The organism is Hydrogenophaga sp., assembly GCF_036675665.1.
Taxonomy (GTDB): Bacteria; Pseudomonadota; Gammaproteobacteria; order Burkholderiales; family Burkholderiaceae_C; genus Hydrogenophaga.
On the sequence record NZ_JAKFEO010000031.1, the window covers coordinates 220105 to 234573 of the forward strand.

The 14469-nt window shown below is 64.9% G+C and carries 15 protein-coding genes; 13 read left to right on the forward strand and 2 right to left on the reverse strand.

All coding sequences use genetic code 11. From position 1 onward, the window contains the following. Positions 1-74: 74 nt before the first annotated feature. From phnG to V6M63_RS12625, 11 genes are all read left to right on the forward strand, one after another. Positions 75-572, forward strand: a complete 498-nt coding sequence (phnG, locus tag V6M63_RS12575) for a phosphonate C-P lyase system protein PhnG (RefSeq protein ID WP_332742251.1) — start codon at positions 75-77, stop codon at positions 570-572. Then, the gene (gene phnH, locus V6M63_RS12580) at positions 569-1189 is read left to right on the forward strand and encodes a phosphonate C-P lyase system protein PhnH (protein WP_332742252.1); all 621 of its coding nucleotides are present in this window, start codon (positions 569-571) and stop codon (positions 1187-1189) included. Before phnG ends, phnH begins: the two co-directional genes overlap by 4 nt. A 2-nt stretch (positions 1190-1191) precedes the next feature. Further along, positions 1192-2295 carry a carbon-phosphorus lyase complex subunit PhnI gene (locus V6M63_RS12585; protein ID WP_332742254.1) on the forward strand — a complete coding sequence of 368 codons (1104 nt, stop codon included), beginning with the start codon at positions 1192-1194 and terminating at the stop codon, positions 2293-2295. After that, entirely contained in the window at positions 2292-3203 is a 912-nt protein-coding gene (locus V6M63_RS12590; RefSeq protein WP_442909583.1) for an alpha-D-ribose 1-methylphosphonate 5-phosphate C-P-lyase PhnJ, read from the forward strand. Before V6M63_RS12585 ends, V6M63_RS12590 begins: the two co-directional genes overlap by 4 nt. Beyond that, on the forward strand, positions 3200-3997 hold the full coding sequence (phnK, locus tag V6M63_RS12595; RefSeq protein ID WP_056268856.1) for a phosphonate C-P lyase system protein PhnK: 798 nt from the start codon (positions 3200-3202) through the stop codon (positions 3995-3997). The genes V6M63_RS12590 and phnK overlap by 4 nt, the downstream gene beginning before the upstream one ends. Next, a complete protein-coding gene (phnL, locus tag V6M63_RS12600; protein WP_332742258.1) occupies positions 3994-4707 on the forward strand; it encodes a phosphonate C-P lyase system protein PhnL in 714 nt (237 codons plus the stop codon). Before phnK ends, phnL begins: the two co-directional genes overlap by 4 nt. Continuing rightward, positions 4704-5852, forward strand: coding sequence for an alpha-D-ribose 1-methylphosphonate 5-triphosphate diphosphatase (locus tag V6M63_RS12605; protein WP_332742260.1), 1149 nt, complete (start codon positions 4704-4706; stop codon positions 5850-5852). Before phnL ends, V6M63_RS12605 begins: the two co-directional genes overlap by 4 nt. A 95-nt stretch (positions 5853-5947) precedes the next feature. Then, a complete protein-coding gene (gene phnC, locus V6M63_RS12610) occupies positions 5948-6805 on the forward strand; it encodes a phosphonate ABC transporter ATP-binding protein (RefSeq protein ID WP_332742262.1) in 858 nt (285 codons plus the stop codon). Positions 6806-6861: 56 nt separating this feature from the next. Further along, positions 6862-7806 carry a phosphonate ABC transporter substrate-binding protein gene (phnD, locus tag V6M63_RS12615; protein ID WP_332742264.1) on the forward strand — a complete coding sequence of 315 codons (945 nt, stop codon included), beginning with the start codon at positions 6862-6864 and terminating at the stop codon, positions 7804-7806. A gap of 18 nt (positions 7807-7824) precedes the next feature. Further along, positions 7825-8631 (forward strand): phosphonate ABC transporter, permease protein PhnE, encoded by an 807-nt coding sequence (gene phnE, locus V6M63_RS12620; protein WP_332742266.1) that lies wholly within the window; start codon positions 7825-7827, stop codon positions 8629-8631. Positions 8632-8639: 8 nt separating this feature from the next. Next, positions 8640-9215 carry a phosphonate degradation HD-domain oxygenase gene (locus tag V6M63_RS12625; protein ID WP_332742268.1) on the forward strand — a complete coding sequence of 192 codons (576 nt, stop codon included), beginning with the start codon at positions 8640-8642 and terminating at the stop codon, positions 9213-9215. Positions 9216-9772: 557 nt separating this feature from the next. Here the strand turns inward: V6M63_RS12625 and V6M63_RS12630 are convergent. Further along, positions 9773-10240: a nuclear transport factor 2 family protein gene (locus tag V6M63_RS12630; RefSeq protein WP_332742270.1), complete on the reverse strand. Its 468-nt coding sequence runs from the start codon at positions 10238-10240 to the stop codon at positions 9773-9775. A 112-nt stretch (positions 10241-10352) separates the two neighbouring features. On the opposite strand from V6M63_RS12630, the gene V6M63_RS12635 reads away from it, so the two are divergent. Then, entirely contained in the window at positions 10353-10940 is a 588-nt protein-coding gene (locus V6M63_RS12635) for a TetR/AcrR family transcriptional regulator (RefSeq protein ID WP_332742271.1), read from the forward strand. Positions 10941-11448: 508 nt separating this feature from the next. Beyond that, positions 11449-11844: a tautomerase family protein gene (locus V6M63_RS12640; RefSeq protein ID WP_332742272.1), complete on the forward strand. Its 396-nt coding sequence runs from the start codon at positions 11449-11451 to the stop codon at positions 11842-11844. 1563 nt (positions 11845-13407) lie between these two features. Here the strand turns inward: V6M63_RS12640 and V6M63_RS24565 are convergent. Then, positions 13408-13746, reverse strand: a complete 339-nt coding sequence (locus tag V6M63_RS24565; RefSeq protein WP_442909584.1) for an immunity 53 family protein — start codon at positions 13744-13746, stop codon at positions 13408-13410. Positions 13747-14469 lie beyond the last annotated feature (723 nt).

A 14469-nucleotide genomic window follows, 5' to 3' on the forward strand; every position in this document is an offset into this window, starting at 1 on the left:
GAAAGCTACTTGTGATCGGTCTACGCTTGCGGTGTTCGACAAGTTGTCTATACAAGTGACAGGGTAACACCACGATGTTTCACGCTTTTGACAACAGCGGCCCCAACCGGCCGCTGTTACGCCCCGACTGGATGGCCTTGCTGGCGCGCGCGCCGCTGGCGTTGCTGGAGAGCTCGGTGGCCACCCACCTCGGCCCCGGTGTTCACTGGCTGCGCCGGCCCGAGACCGGTTTGATGATGGTGCAGGGCCGCGTGGGGGGCACGGCCGAGCGCTTCAACCTGGGCGAGATCACCGTCACCCGCTGCGCCTTGCGGCTGGAGAGCGCCCACGCCGGCGTGGCCTGGGTGACGGGGCGCGACGCGCGGCGCTGCACCCTGGCCGCCGTGGCCGACGCGCTGCTGCAAGACCCCGCGCACACCGACGGACTCGATGCGCGCCTGCTCGAGCCGGTGCGCCAGCACCTGCGCCAGCTGGCGGCCGAACGCTCGGCACGCGCGCAGAGCACCCGGGTCGATTTTTTCACCATGGTCCGCGAATCCGATGGCGGCGCCGATGCAGAGGAAGACGCATGAACGCCGACACCCTTCAAGACATGCGGGCCGGCTTTTCCAGCGAAGCCCTGGGCAGCCAGGCGGTGTTTCGCGTGGCGCTGCACGCGCTGTCCCATCCCGGCCGGCCCCTGGCCATGCCCATCGAGGCCGAGTGTCCCGAGCTCGGCCATCGCGCCGCCGCCGTGTTGCTGCTGGCCTTGCTCGATGCCGATTGCACGCTCTGGCTCTCGCCCACCCTGGCCGGCTCATCCACGGCGGCGTGGCTGCGCTTTCACACCGGCTGCCGCTGCGTGGATGCGGCAGGTCAGGCGGATGTTGTGTGGGTGGCCCAGGGCGATGCGGTGCCCGAGCTGGCCACGCTCGCGCAGGGCAGCGATGCCGACCCGCAGGGCTCGGCCACGCTGGTGATGGATGTGCCGGCGTTCCAGGGCGGTGAGCCCCTGCGCCTGAGCGGGCCAGGCATCCAGACCATCCAGGACCTGGACGTCCGGGGCCTGCCGGCGGGTTTCGTGGCGCAGTGGGCGGCCAACCACGCAGCCTTTCCACGCGGGGTCGATGTGTTCCTCGCCACCCACACCGAGGTCTGCGGCCTGCCGCGCACGGCCTGCATCAACGCCGAATCGGCAATGGAGGCCTGAGCATGTACGTTGCCGTCAAGGGCGGGGAAACCGCCATCCTCAACAGCTACCGGCTGCTCGACCGCCAGCGCCGGGGCGACCCGGCTCTGGCCGAGCTGGACGTGGCGCAGATCCAGTCGCAGCTCAAGCTGGCCGTGGACCGTGTGATGACCGAAGGCTCGGTGTACGACCCCGAGCTCGCCGCGCTGGCCATCAAGCAGGCCAGCGGTGATCTGGTCGAGGCCATCTTTCTGCTGCGCGCCTACCGCGCGACCTTGCCCCGCCTGGGCACCACCCGCCCGCTGGACACCGCGCGCATGCAGCTGGAGCGGCGCATCTCGGCCACCTTCAAGGACCTGCCCGGCGGGCAACTGCTGGGCCCCACCTACGACTACACGCAGCGCCTGCTCGACTTTGCGCTGCTGGCCGAAGGCGGCGTGCCGCCCGCCACCGCCGAGCCCGCTGCAGCGCCCAGCACTGCCGTGCCCCGCGTGGTCGACCTGCTGAACCAGGAAGGCCTGATCGAGCGCAGCCCGCCGCCGGAGGGCGACCCCATGCCGCGCGACCTCACGCGCGAACCGCTGCGCTTCCCCGCCGACCGGGCCACGCGCCTGCAGAACCTGGCGCGCGGCGACGAAGGTTTCCTGCTCGCCATGGCCTATTCCACCCAGCGCGGCTATGCGCACTCGCACCCGTTCGTGGGCGAGCTGCGCGTGGGCCAGGTGGAGCTGGTGGTGGAGCCCGAAGAGCTCGGGTTTGCAATCTCCATCGGCGATCTGGAGATCACCGAATGCGAGATGGTCAACCAGTTCGCCGGCAGCGCCAGCGAGCCACCCACCTTCACGCGTGGCTACGGCCTGGCCTTTGGCCACAGCGAGCGCAAGGCCATGGCCATGAGCCTGGTCGACCGGGCGCTGCGTGCGGAAGAGCTCGGTGAGATGGTCGAGTCGCCGGCGCAGATGCCCGAGTTCGTGCTCTCGCACAGCGACAGCCTGGAGGCGTCGGGCTTCGTCCAGCACCTGAAGCTGCCGCACTACGTCGACTTCCAGTCCGAGCTGGCGCTGGTGCGCCAGATGCGCGCCGAGGCCCTGACCCGTGCACCCCGCCCCGAGGAGACACAGCAATGAACGCGCCCATGGACCCTTCCACCTTCAACGCGGTGGCAGAGACCGAAGCCTCCACCGAAGCGGGGGTGAACTTCGCCTACCTGGACGAGCGCACCAAGCGCATGATCCGCCGCGCCATCCTGAAGGCGGTGGCCATTCCGGGGCACCAGGTGCCCTTCGGCTCGCGCGAGATGCCGCTGCCCTACGGCTGGGGCACGGGCGGCATTCAGGTCACGGCCGCCGTCATCGGTCCGACCGACACCCTCAAGGTGATCGACCAGGGTTCGGACGACACCGTCAACGCGGTCAACATCCGCCGCTTCTTCCAGCGCACCGCGGGCGTGGCCACCACCACGCGCACGCGCCAGGCCAGCGTCATCCAGACCCGCCACCGCATCCCCGAGACACCGCTGGCCGAGGGCCAGATCATGGTGTACCAGGTGCCGGTGCCCGAGCCCATGCAGCGCCTGGAGCCTCGGGCCACCGAGACGCGCACCCTGCACGCGCTGGCCGAGTACGGGCTCATGCACGTCAAGCTCTACGAAGACATCGCGCGCCACGGCCACATCGCCACCACCTACGACTACCCCGTCATGGTCAACGGGCGCTACCTCATGGCGCCGTCGCCCATCCCCAAGTTCGACAACCCCAAGCTGCACATGAACCCGGCGCTGCAGCTCTTCGGCGCCGGCCGCGAGAAACGCATCTACGCGGTGCCGCCCTACACGCCGGTCGAGAGCCTGGCGTTCGACGACCACCCGTTCGAAGTGCAGAAATGGGACGCCGCCTGCGCGCTCTGCGGGGCCACCGACTCGTTCCTCGACGAGATCATCACCAGCGACAGCGGCGACCGCATGCACGTGTGCTCGGACTCGGACCACTGCCAGGAGCGGCGCGCCGACCGCGACACCCACCAGGACCTCTCATGACAACCCTTCCTCCTGTGGCCTCGAGCCTGCCTCTGCTGCGTGTGCGCCAGGTCGGCCAGCACTACGGCCCGCGTGTGGCCTTGCAAGACGCCTCGTTCGATCTGTGGCCCGGCGAAGTGCTGGCCGTGGTGGGCGAGTCGGGTTCGGGCAAGACCACCCTGCTCAACGCCATGGCCGCGCGCAACCGGCCCTCCAGCGGCACGGTGGAGTTCCTCGCGCGCGACGGGCTCATGCACGACGTGCACCGCCTGAGCGAAGCGCAGCAGCGGCTGCTGGCGCGCACCGACTGGGGCTTCGTGCACCAGAACCCGGCCGAAGGCCTGCGCATGGACGTCTCGGCGGGCGCCAACGTGGGCGAGCGCCTCATGGGTCTGGGCGAGCGGCACTACGGACGGCTTCGGAGCACCGCCATGGACTGGTTGTCCCGCGTGGAGATCGACCCCGCGCGCATCGACGACACGCCCCGCACGTTCTCCGGCGGCATGCGCCAGCGCCTGCAGATCGCGCGCAACCTCGTCACGCACCCGCGGCTGGTGTTCATGGACGAACCCACCTCGGGTCTGGACGTGTCGGTGCAGGCGCGCCTGCTGGATCTGCTGCGCCAGCTCAGCCAGCAGATGCAGCTGGCGGTGGTGATCGTCACGCACGACCTGGCCGTGGCGCGCCTGCTGGCCCACCGCATGGTCGTCATGCAGCGCGGCCGCATCGTCGAGACCGGACTCACCGACCAGGTGCTGGACGATCCCCAGCACCCCTACACCCAGCTCCTCGTTTCTTCCGTCCTGCAGCCATGAACACCACCACCGAACCCATGCTCGAACTTCGCGGCGTGAGCAAGACCTTCACGCTGCACCACCAGCAGGGCACCGAACTGCATGTGCTCGACGCGGTCGACCTGCGCGTGGCCGCCGGGGAATGCGTGGTGCTGGACGGGCCGTCGGGGCAGGGCAAGAGCACCTTGCTCAAGCTCATCTACGCCAACTACCTCGCCAGCGCGGGGCGCATCCTGTTGCGCCCGCCCGGCGAGCCCGAGCTGGACGTGACCGCGGCCGAGGCGAGATCGCTGGTGCGCATCCGCCGCGACACCGTGGGCTATGTGAGCCAGTTCCTGCGCGTGATCCCGCGCGTGCCCGCGCTCGACGTGGTGGCCGAACCCCTGGTCGAAGCGGGTGTGCCCCAGGAAGCCGCGCGGGCCACGGCGCGCCACTGGCTCGCGCGTTTGCGCATTCCCGAACCCTTGTGGTCGCTGCCACCGGCCACGTTTTCAGGTGGCGAACAGCAGCGCGTGAACATCGCCCGCAACATGATCCGCCAGCGCCCGCTGCTGCTGCTGGACGAGCCCACCGCGTCGCTGGACGCCGCCAACACCGCCACCGTGATCGACCTCATCCGCGAAGCGGTGCAAGCCGGATCGGCCGTCATCGGCATCTTTCACGACCGCGCCGTGGGCGACGCGGTGGCCACCCGCCGTGTCGACGTTGCCAGCTTCCGGAGGCTCACATGAACACCGCATTCCGCAATGCCCGGCTGGTGCTGCCCGACCAGGTGATGCTGGGCAGCCTGACCGTGAAAGACGGCCGGATCGACGCCATCGACTCGGACGTTGCGCTCGCCTCGGCCATCGACTGTGAGGGTGACTACCTCATGCCGGGCCTGGTGGAGATGCACACCGACAACTTCGAGCGCCATCTCATGCCGCGCCCCAAGGTGCAGTGGGCCACGCTGCCCGCGCTGATCGCGCACGACGCCGAGCTGGCCGCCGCCGGCATCACCACGGTGTTCGACGCGCTGGGCGTGGGCGATGCCGATCCCGAGAGCCTGCGCGGCAGCACCTGGCATGCCGTGCTCGACACCATCGACCACGCCGGGCAGGCGGGCCTGCTGCGCGCCGATCACCACCTGCATGTGCGGTGCGAGCTGCCCGCGCCCAACACCATCGAACTGTTCGAGCCCTTCCATGGCCACGAGCGGCTGTCGCTCATCTCGCTCATGGACCACACGCCCGGTCAGCGCCAGTGGGAAGACATCGAACAGGCCCGCACCTACTTCACCGGCAAGAAGGGCTGGAGCGACGAGAAGTTCAATCGCCAGCTGGCCCTGTCGGCCGAGCTGCAGGCGCGTTACGTGGAGCCGCACCGCGCGTGGTTCGTGGACCACTGCCGCGACAACGGCATTGCCCTGGCCAGCCACGACGACACCACCGAAGGCCATGTGGAACAAGCCCATGCCGAGGGCGCGAGCATGTCGGAGTTTCCGACCACCGTCACCGCCGCGCGGGCCGCGCACGAACGGGGCTTGTTGACCGTGATGGGTGGACCCAACGTGGTGCGGGGTGGCTCCCACTCGGGCAACGTGGCCGCGGCCGAACTCGCGCGCCAGGGCCTGCTGGACATCCTCTCCAGCGACTACGTGCCCGCCAGCCTGCTGGGTGCGGCGCTGCGGCTGGTGCGCGATGGCCTGGCCACGCTGCCCGAGGCCATTGCCATGGTGTCGCTGAACCCGGCACGCGCCACCGGCCTGCAGGACCGGGGCGCGCTGCAGGACGGCCTGCGCGCCGACCTGATCCAGGTGCGGCTGGTGGACCTGCCCGATGGATCGCAGCACGGGGTGGTGCGCGCGGTCTGGCGCGAAGGCCAGCGTGTCCTTTGATCGCGTGCCGCGAAAACGTCTCCGGTGCGTCAAGAAACTGTCACGGCAGCTTCCGACACTGGCTTGTATAGACATCTCTTTGGAGTGGTAGCGACATGAGCCTGCGAATCCGCAACCTTGACAAGCACTTTGGCAACGGCAAACACGCCCTCAACAACATCAACCTGGAGATCGGCCAGGGCGAGATGGTGGCCTTGATCGGTGCATCCGGCTCGGGCAAGTCGACGCTGTTGCGCCACATCGCCGGCCTGATGCCGTCCGACGCGGGTGGTGACTCGTGCATCGAGGTCAACGGCCACTGCGTGCAGCTCGGCGGCCAGATCCAGCGCGACGTGCGGCGCACGCGCGCAGGCGTCGGCTTCGTGTTCCAGCAGTTCAACCTGGTCGACCGCCTGCCCGTGCTCGTCAATGTGCTGGTGGGCCGTCTGCACCAGATGCCCTGGTGGCGTGCCGTCACGCGCATCTTCACCGTGCGGGAGCGCGCCCTGGCGCTGGAAGCACTGGACCGCGTGGGCATTGCCGACTGCCATGCGCAGCGGGCCTCCACGCTGTCGGGCGGCCAGCAGCAGCGGGCCGCCATCGCGCGCACCCTGGTGCAGGGCGCCCGCGTGGTGCTGGCCGACGAACCGATCGCCTCGCTCGACCCGGAGTCCTCGCGCAACGTGATGGAGATCCTCTCGCGCATCTGCCGCGAAGACGGTTGCACGGTGGTGGTCTCGCTGCACCAGGTGGACATGGCGCGCCGCTTCTGCACCCGCACCGTGGCCCTGCACCAGGGCCGCGTGGTGTTCGACGGCCCGTCCGCCCAGCTCACCACCGCGCTGCTGCGCGATCTCTATGGCATGCAGGCCGACGAGATCCTGAACGGCAGCGAAAGCGTGCACACCGGCGTGACGCGCCTGCCCACGGCCCCCGCCGCCACGTGGGTGCAACCGATTCCCCAGGCCGCCTGAACGGCGCCTACCTTCGTCCCGTCCCTTCGTTTCCTGTCAACTCACTGGAGCCATCCATGATCCAACGCGCCCTGGTCGCGCTCGCCGCCGGCCTCACCTTCACCCTGGCACACGCCCAGGACATCAACTTCGGCATCATCTCGACCGAGTCCACCCAGAACCTCAAGGCCGACTGGCAGCCCCTGCTGGACGACATGGAGAAGCAGACCGGTCTGAAGGTCAAGGCCTTCTTCGCGCCCGACTACGCCGGCATCATCGAAGGCATGCGCTTCAACAAGGTGCAGGTGGCCTGGCTGGGCAACAAGTCGGCCATGGAGGCCGTGGACCGCGCCAACGGCGAGGTGTTCGCCCAGATGGTCAACGCCGATGGCACCCAGGGCTATTACTCGCACTTCGTGGTGCACAAGGACAGCCCGCTCACCTCGCTGGACGACGTGATCAAGAACGGCAAGTCGCTGAGCTTCGGCAACGGTGACCCGAACTCCACCAGTGGTTTCCTCGTGCCGGGCTACTACGTGTTTGCCAAGAACAAGATCGACGCCAAGACGCACTTCAAGACCGTGCGCAGCGCCAACCACGAAACCAATGCCCTGGCCGCGGCCAACAAGCAGGTTGATGTGGCCGTGACCAACAGCGAGACGATGGGCAAGCTCCAGGATCGCCAGCCCGAGAAGGCCCAGGCCATCCGCATCATCTGGACCTCGCCCCTGATCCCGCTGGATCCGCTGGTGCTGAACAAGGGCGTGCCCGAGGCCACCAAGCAGAAGATCAAGACCTTCTTCGTCAACTACGCCAAGACCGATGCGCGCGAAAAAGCCATCGTGATGCAGCTCTCCAAACTCTCGGGCTTCAAGGCGTCGAGCAACGACCAGCTGATCCCGATCCGCCAGCTCGACCTGTTTGGCAAGCGCAACAAGATCGAGTCCGATGGCACCCTGAGCGACGCCGACAAGAAGGCCCAGATCGCGGCCATCGACCAGCAGCTCTCTGCCTTGAACTGATCCACGCCGGCCGCACCCATGAACACCCTGACCCACCCCAAATGGCAAACCTTGGCACAGACCGCCGCGCCCAGGCACGGCCTGGCCTGGTACGTGTCGTGGGGTGCGTTGCTGGCGCTGCTGGCCGCGTCGTGGAACGGTGCCGACATGCGCCCCCTGGCGCTGTGGCGCGATTCGGGAAACATGGCGACCTACGCGGCCGAGTTCTTCCCGCCCAACTTCTCGGACTGGCGCATCTACGTCACCGAGATGGTGATCACCCTGCAGATCGCGCTCTGGGGCACGGCCCTGGCGGTGGTCACCGCCATTCCTCTGTCGCTGCTGGCCTCCAGCAACATCGTGCCGTGGTGGGTGTACCAGCCGGTGCGCCGCCTGCTCGATTCGTTCCGCGCCATCAACGAAATGGTGTTCGCCATGCTGTTCGTCGTGGCCGTGGGTCTGGGGCCGTTCGCGGGCGTGCTGGCCTTGTGGATACACACCTCCGGCACCTTGGCCAAGCTGTTCTCCGAGGCGGTCGAGGCGATCGACCCGCAGCCGGTTGAAGGCATCCGGTCGACTGGTGCCAGCGCACTGCACGAGATCGTGTATGGCGTGATCCCGCAGGTGATGCCGCTGTGGATCTCGTACACGCTGTACCGTTTCGAGGCCAATGTGCGTTCGGCATCGGTGGTGGGCATGGTGGGCGCCGGTGGCATCGGTGTGGTGCTGTGGGAAATCATCCGCGGCTTCCAGTACCCCGAGACCTGCGCCGTGATGATCATCATCGTGCTCACCGTGAGCGCGATCGACGTGGTCTCGGCGCGCATCCGGAAAATCGCGGTGTAGGTGGGCCCATGAGCATGACCATTGACGAGATTGGCGAATTGCTTCTGCGCAAAGGCGCCGCGCAATACGGCGGCGAGCCCGTCAGCCAGCTCGACCATGCGCTGCAATGCGCGCACCTGGCCGAGGCGGCGGGTGAGTCAACCCCGACCATGGCCGCCGCCCTGCTGCATGACCTGGGGCACATGCTCCGAGGCAAAGACGATGATGCCGGCGGGGCAGAGACTCCACGCGACGATCTGCACCAATACATCGCGCTGCCATTCCTGCGGGCCACCTTCGGCGACGACGTGCTGGAGCCCATCCGTCTGCATGTGGATGCCAAACGGTATCTGTGCCGCGTCGATCCGGCTTACCTCGACACGCTCTCACCCGCCTCCGTGCGCAGCCTGCAACTGCAGGGGGGTGCATTTGATGAGGAGCAGGCCGCCCGATTCATGAAGAACCCGCATGCCCAGGCGGCGGTTCGATTGCGTCGCTACGACGACCTGGCCAAGGTGCCAGGCGCTCGAACGCCCTCACTCGGTCACTATGTCGAACAGCTCCGCAAGGTGAGCCTGATCGCGGCTGGAAAAGCGATCACCTGACGGATTGATTCACGCTGGCAACGCCAGGTGATGGACGGGAGGCCGCAACGTTTTGGCGCTCTTTGTGCGCTGAGGTTGACTGCAATGCAGCGAGGCTGTGTGAAAACGCCTGTCGCTGCGAGCAACCTGAAAGTCGACCTCTCAGATCGCATCAGGATCGGCGATCGAGACCTCGGGAATGGTTTCGGTACTCCTGAAAACGCTGTGCTTGCGCGTTTTCACACAGCTTCCAGCGATTGCTGCCACCTGCGCTTGCGCACCGAACGTGCAATCTGCACCACATTGCAGTCATTCAGACGTTGCACATGAAGGTCTGCGGCTTGCAGGCAGCGGTGCCACGGCTAGACTGCCGCAATCGGCCATGAGCGGCCCCTCGCGAACGACCGCATTGGCTTCGCGGGAGTGAAGGAGGGGCGCTTGCTCTGGACGGGCAAGCCGGGGCCACTTCTCTGCTCGACCTGCGCAGTCCCACGCATCAGTTCCTGGTGCAGGCGGGTGGCTGGTTCCGCGGCGCTGGGGCTCAGCTTGCACGCGTCTGGCGTGGCTGTGCGTTCAGGTCAAAGGCCCAGCGCCGTGAGCCCTGGATGGTCGTCCGGGCGCCGGCCGAGCGGCCAATGGAACTTGCGGTCTTCGGCCTTGATCGGCTGGTCGTTGATGCTCGCGTGGCGATGCGTCATCAATCCCTGTTCGTCGAACGCCCAGTTCTCGTTGCCGTGGCTGCGGAACCAGTTGCCGGCGTCGTCGTGCCACTCGTACACAAACCGCACCGCGATGCGATTGCCGTCGAAGGCCCAGAGCTCCTTGATCAAGCGGTAGTCCAGCTCCCGCGCCCACTTGCGCTCCAGCAGGGCTTGCGCCTCGGCGCGGCCCCGAGGGAACTCCGCCCGGTTGCGCCAGACCGTGTCGGGGCTGTAGGCCAGCACGATGCGTGCGGGATCGCGGCTATTCCAGCCGTCTTCGGCCAGGCGAATCTTCTGAATGGCCGTTTCGCGAGTGAACGGCGGCAGCGGGGGGCGGGTGTCCATGGCAGTGGCTTTCAGTGAATGGTCAGGATGGGCCGCAGACCGGCGGCACGTAGACAGATCTGTCTACGTGCGAATTCTGGCGCATGTAGACAAGTCTGTCTATAGTGCGGGCATGACCCCACGCACTGATGTCAACATCGGCGACCTGCCCGCAAGAGAACGCATCCTGCGCACGGCGCACGACCTCTTCTATGCCGAGGGCCTGCGAGCCACCGGGATCGACCGCGTCATCGCCGAGGCCGGCGTGACCAAGGTGACCTTCTACAGACACTTCCCGAGCAAGAACGACCTGATCCTGGCGTACCTGAACCGTCGACATGACCTGTGGATGACGTGGTTCACGGAGGCTTTGGCGCGCCATGGCGGCGCGTCACGGGGCGCACAGGCGCTGCCGCCCGTGATGAAAGAATGGTTCAGCGGCCAGGCGCTCGGCGGTTTCCGCGGCTGTGCCTTTCTCAACGGCGTCAGCGAGATGGGCCCCGCGATACCTGCGGTCGTTGAAGCCACCCGACTGCACAAGCAGCAGATGACCGATGCCATCGAAGCCTTGTTGCCGCCGTCGGGTCAGCGGAGGCAAATGGCCGAGGCCTTGGGCATCGCCGTGGATGGCGCCATCGTGCAGGCCCAGTACAGCGAGGATCCGGGGCTCGCGCTGCGCGCGCTCCAATTCACTGCCGACCAGTTGGACCACAAAGCCTGAATGCGACTGCAGGTCAGCCTGCTCTGCGCATTACAGCCTTGGCAGAGATGGGCTGAGAGATGCGTTCCGGTAAGTGCCACCCCACGCCCTGTCGGTGATCTCCCGCGCTCAAGGGCTGCTTTCCACGGGTCAGCATCCCCGACGCCAACGGCCGAAACGGGTCGGAACCTGTCGGCCGCGTATTGAGCGTATTGAAGTCGAACGACTGAGACCAGTCTTGACCCGCCCTTCCGGATCTCAGGATCGGCTTGGCAGCGGCAGCCGACAGTCGCGATAGAGAGCTGAGCCTGCAGCGCTTGCCACATCGCGGTCATTCAGCTCCTCCAAATCGCAGGGATCGAGAGTCAGCTGCCGGAGCTGCTGCAGACATTGCAAGCCTATGTGTGGCGCGGACACGGCGTTTTGCTGCGCCTCCCCTAGATGTTCTTCCTCAAGCAAACGCGCCCCGGTAGCATGTCCCAGATCGGCCACGACCGGACATTCGCTCACTTCGTTCCATCGATTTTTTATGCCGTACCTTCAGTTAGACGTGACCTGCAGCTATTCCGTAGGCGACAAGAAGCGGTTGGCCGCGGCGATGAGTGAAACCTACGCGCGCATGATGTCCGTGGACATTCGGCGAATCAGCGTCGCCATCCGTGAGCTGGGCGAGGGCGGGGTGTGGCGCATTCCAGAGATGGGGGACGAGCCGACGCCCGTCTCAATGCTTATGTTGGACATCCGCAGAGGCCGGCCCGCCGAGCTGCGAATGCAGGTAGCAAAGGCCCTCTGCCAGCACTGCGTTGACATTCTCGGCCTGCAAGAGAACCGACTCAACGTCGAGTTCACTCAGCACGACGGGGACGAGATGTACCACCCGGCGCTTGGCGGTTACAGCCCAGACTGGAAGGCCGGCGAGGCGTGAGACAGCGCTGAGAGCCTGAGGCCGAGACCGGCTACAGTCGGCCAGGAACAGACTTCGAGGACACGGATGAATACTCAGAGCAGGTCATTCCAAGTTACCGCCAATGTGGCGGCCACTGCAGGCGCTTGGCTTTTGGCTCTTTGGGTGCTGCACAAGAGGACACTTTTGCCTGCTGAGTTGGTTTATTCAGCGACGGATTTCACGGTGATGGCGCTAGCCGTTCTTTTCGTCGTCATTGGATTTGTGTATCTGGTTCAGACCGTTCAAATACTTCGCCGCACGAAGCGCGAGTAGTCAGTCCAATGCCCCCTTCGGGCCCAAAGCGGAACTCTGGCTAAGTTGCTCTTGCCCGGCCTCGGCGTTGCTCTGAGTTCAAAATGCTGGCGGGTACGTGAAGCCTGAAGTCGATCTCGATGAGACGGTTTCCGTCCTTCAAATCTATGCGCGGCCGAGCGCTCACTGCATCCTTGCCTGAGGCTACGCGAAGGCCAAGCCAGGCAGGCTTAGGGCGAAGCATTACATAGTCTAGGTGGGGGCCATTTACAGGGTCATAGGTCGAGCTGACAGGACCAGAGAGGATTTTCCCAACGGCGTGAAAGATGGCTCGCACATCGGTTCCGTCATCCGTCTGGCCATACGCATAGAGGTCGCTGGGGCGGTCTACCTCGACCTTCAATCGCTGCAACTGTTCCGATGTCTGCAGAGGAAGCAGATCCCGCCAATGTTGATGCCACATAGTGCACTGCTCGCAGGTGCATTGGAACGCAGGAGTGTCCGGGCTGCACTGCACGGCAGCAGTTAGATCGAGCTCTACCGCCAGCATCCAGTTTGCGAGAGGAATGGTAGGTCTCATGAATGTATGCTGTTGGCCGAGGCTACTGAAAATATAACCGTGTGGCAACGGCGACGAGGACGAGTGCCCAAAAGTACTTCCAGCGTTTCACATAGCCAAGCGGGAGTGAAAAAAGACGACCAAATTTGCCGAGGGGCCTGCCAACTTCTTTGTCGCCCACGAGTCCGACAAACACTCCAAAGGCAGCAAGAAGTACAGCAATTATTTGGTTGTCAGTCATACGTCTGATGTCTGCTTCTGGCCGATGGCACCCATCGTAGCCGAGGCTCAAATCGGGCCCAAAGCGGGCGTCCCTCGGAATCCGAGCTTCTCAAAATAGATTGGCGACAAGGGCAACAAAAAGGAGGGCGCTTGTTGCATTCACGCCAAGCTGTATGAGCAGAGTGCGCCGGGGTCGCTCGAAATATCTGAACAACGCTATGCCATATGCAGCGCACGCTGTTCCGCAAAACGCAACCCCAAATGGCGGGGCCCAAAACAGAACGCCCAACCAACGCACCGGCGACTGCTGGAATTCTGCGAGAAGCTCTCCGCCGCTCAGCAACGCGAATGCTACCCATCCGAGCCAGCAACGAAGGATGCGGAGCCCAAAAGCAATCGTATTAGTCGATGTTCTTGCATAACTCAATGTCCGCATCTGGCCGATGACCGCCATGCTAGCTCAGGCAGAGCGGGCCCGAAGCGGACGAGGAATAGCGCGAACATTTTGGCTATCTAGGGCTCGCGCTGGCCCAGTCCAAAAAAGCGCCTAGCAATTCTTCAAGGTTGCCCGGACCCGCCGTCCCCTGAAACAATGAGTCTTCAGCCCAGCACGTCATCCAATCGTTCTCGTCGTCGCGCTGAATCTCAATGCGTTCAAACGGGCTATTCGCTAGCTCCGTACCTGCGACATCGATCCGAACGTGCCAGCCAGGGTTGTCTAGCGTTTCTATGGCAATTCCGTGTTGGTGTTCCCAGTCGCCGTTACACGTCGCTCGGTACCAAGCCTGCAAGCGTGCAAGGGGTGTTTCGATCATTTGAAATGTCCGCTTATGGCCGATGGACGTCATGCTAGCTCAGGCTGGACCGGTCCATGAGCGGCCTACAACATCACTGTCGATAGAAAAGAAACATGTAGGCGAGGAATGCGGCGACGCCGGCGACTATCGACCAGTAGGCAACCCGCTGTCCCTTGGTGAGGGACTGGTACTTCTCGTCTGACATCGTGGGTCCAGCCATCTTGGTCTCCAATGCGGGAATCTATCTGTTCGACTGAGAACGACTGCTCCTGGCCGAGTACTGCCTGAGGCGCCTAAGCATCGAAAGGCGCAGGACAGCCCGTCGTCATGAACGCCTTAGCCGAAACGAGAGAAGTATCGCCAGAAGCACCGTTGCTGCCGCACAAATCCAACCAAGTGGTGACCACATCACAAATGTTCCCAGAATTTCCGCGTCACGCAACCCGAGGTAGCGGCCAAGCCAGCTGGGAGCAAACAGGAAGAGAGCAACCGCCAATGCCGTCGAAAGCAGCACAAAGGCAATCTGTGGACGAATTCCCCGCTTTAGTCTCCATACCATGGCACCACCAACGAGCAAAGGCGGGAGCATGACCCAAAGGGCAAGGATTGCGAACTCTGTTTTAGTCACGCTCTCAAATGTCTGCTAGTGGCCGATGGACTAAACCGCTTTCGCGGTAATCGCTCCGGCAGCATCGTGGTTATTCGTTCCGGCGCTGGTTCTGCCATGTTGACGGGTGAGGCAATCCGCCTCGCTCTTCGACAGGAGTTGAACCA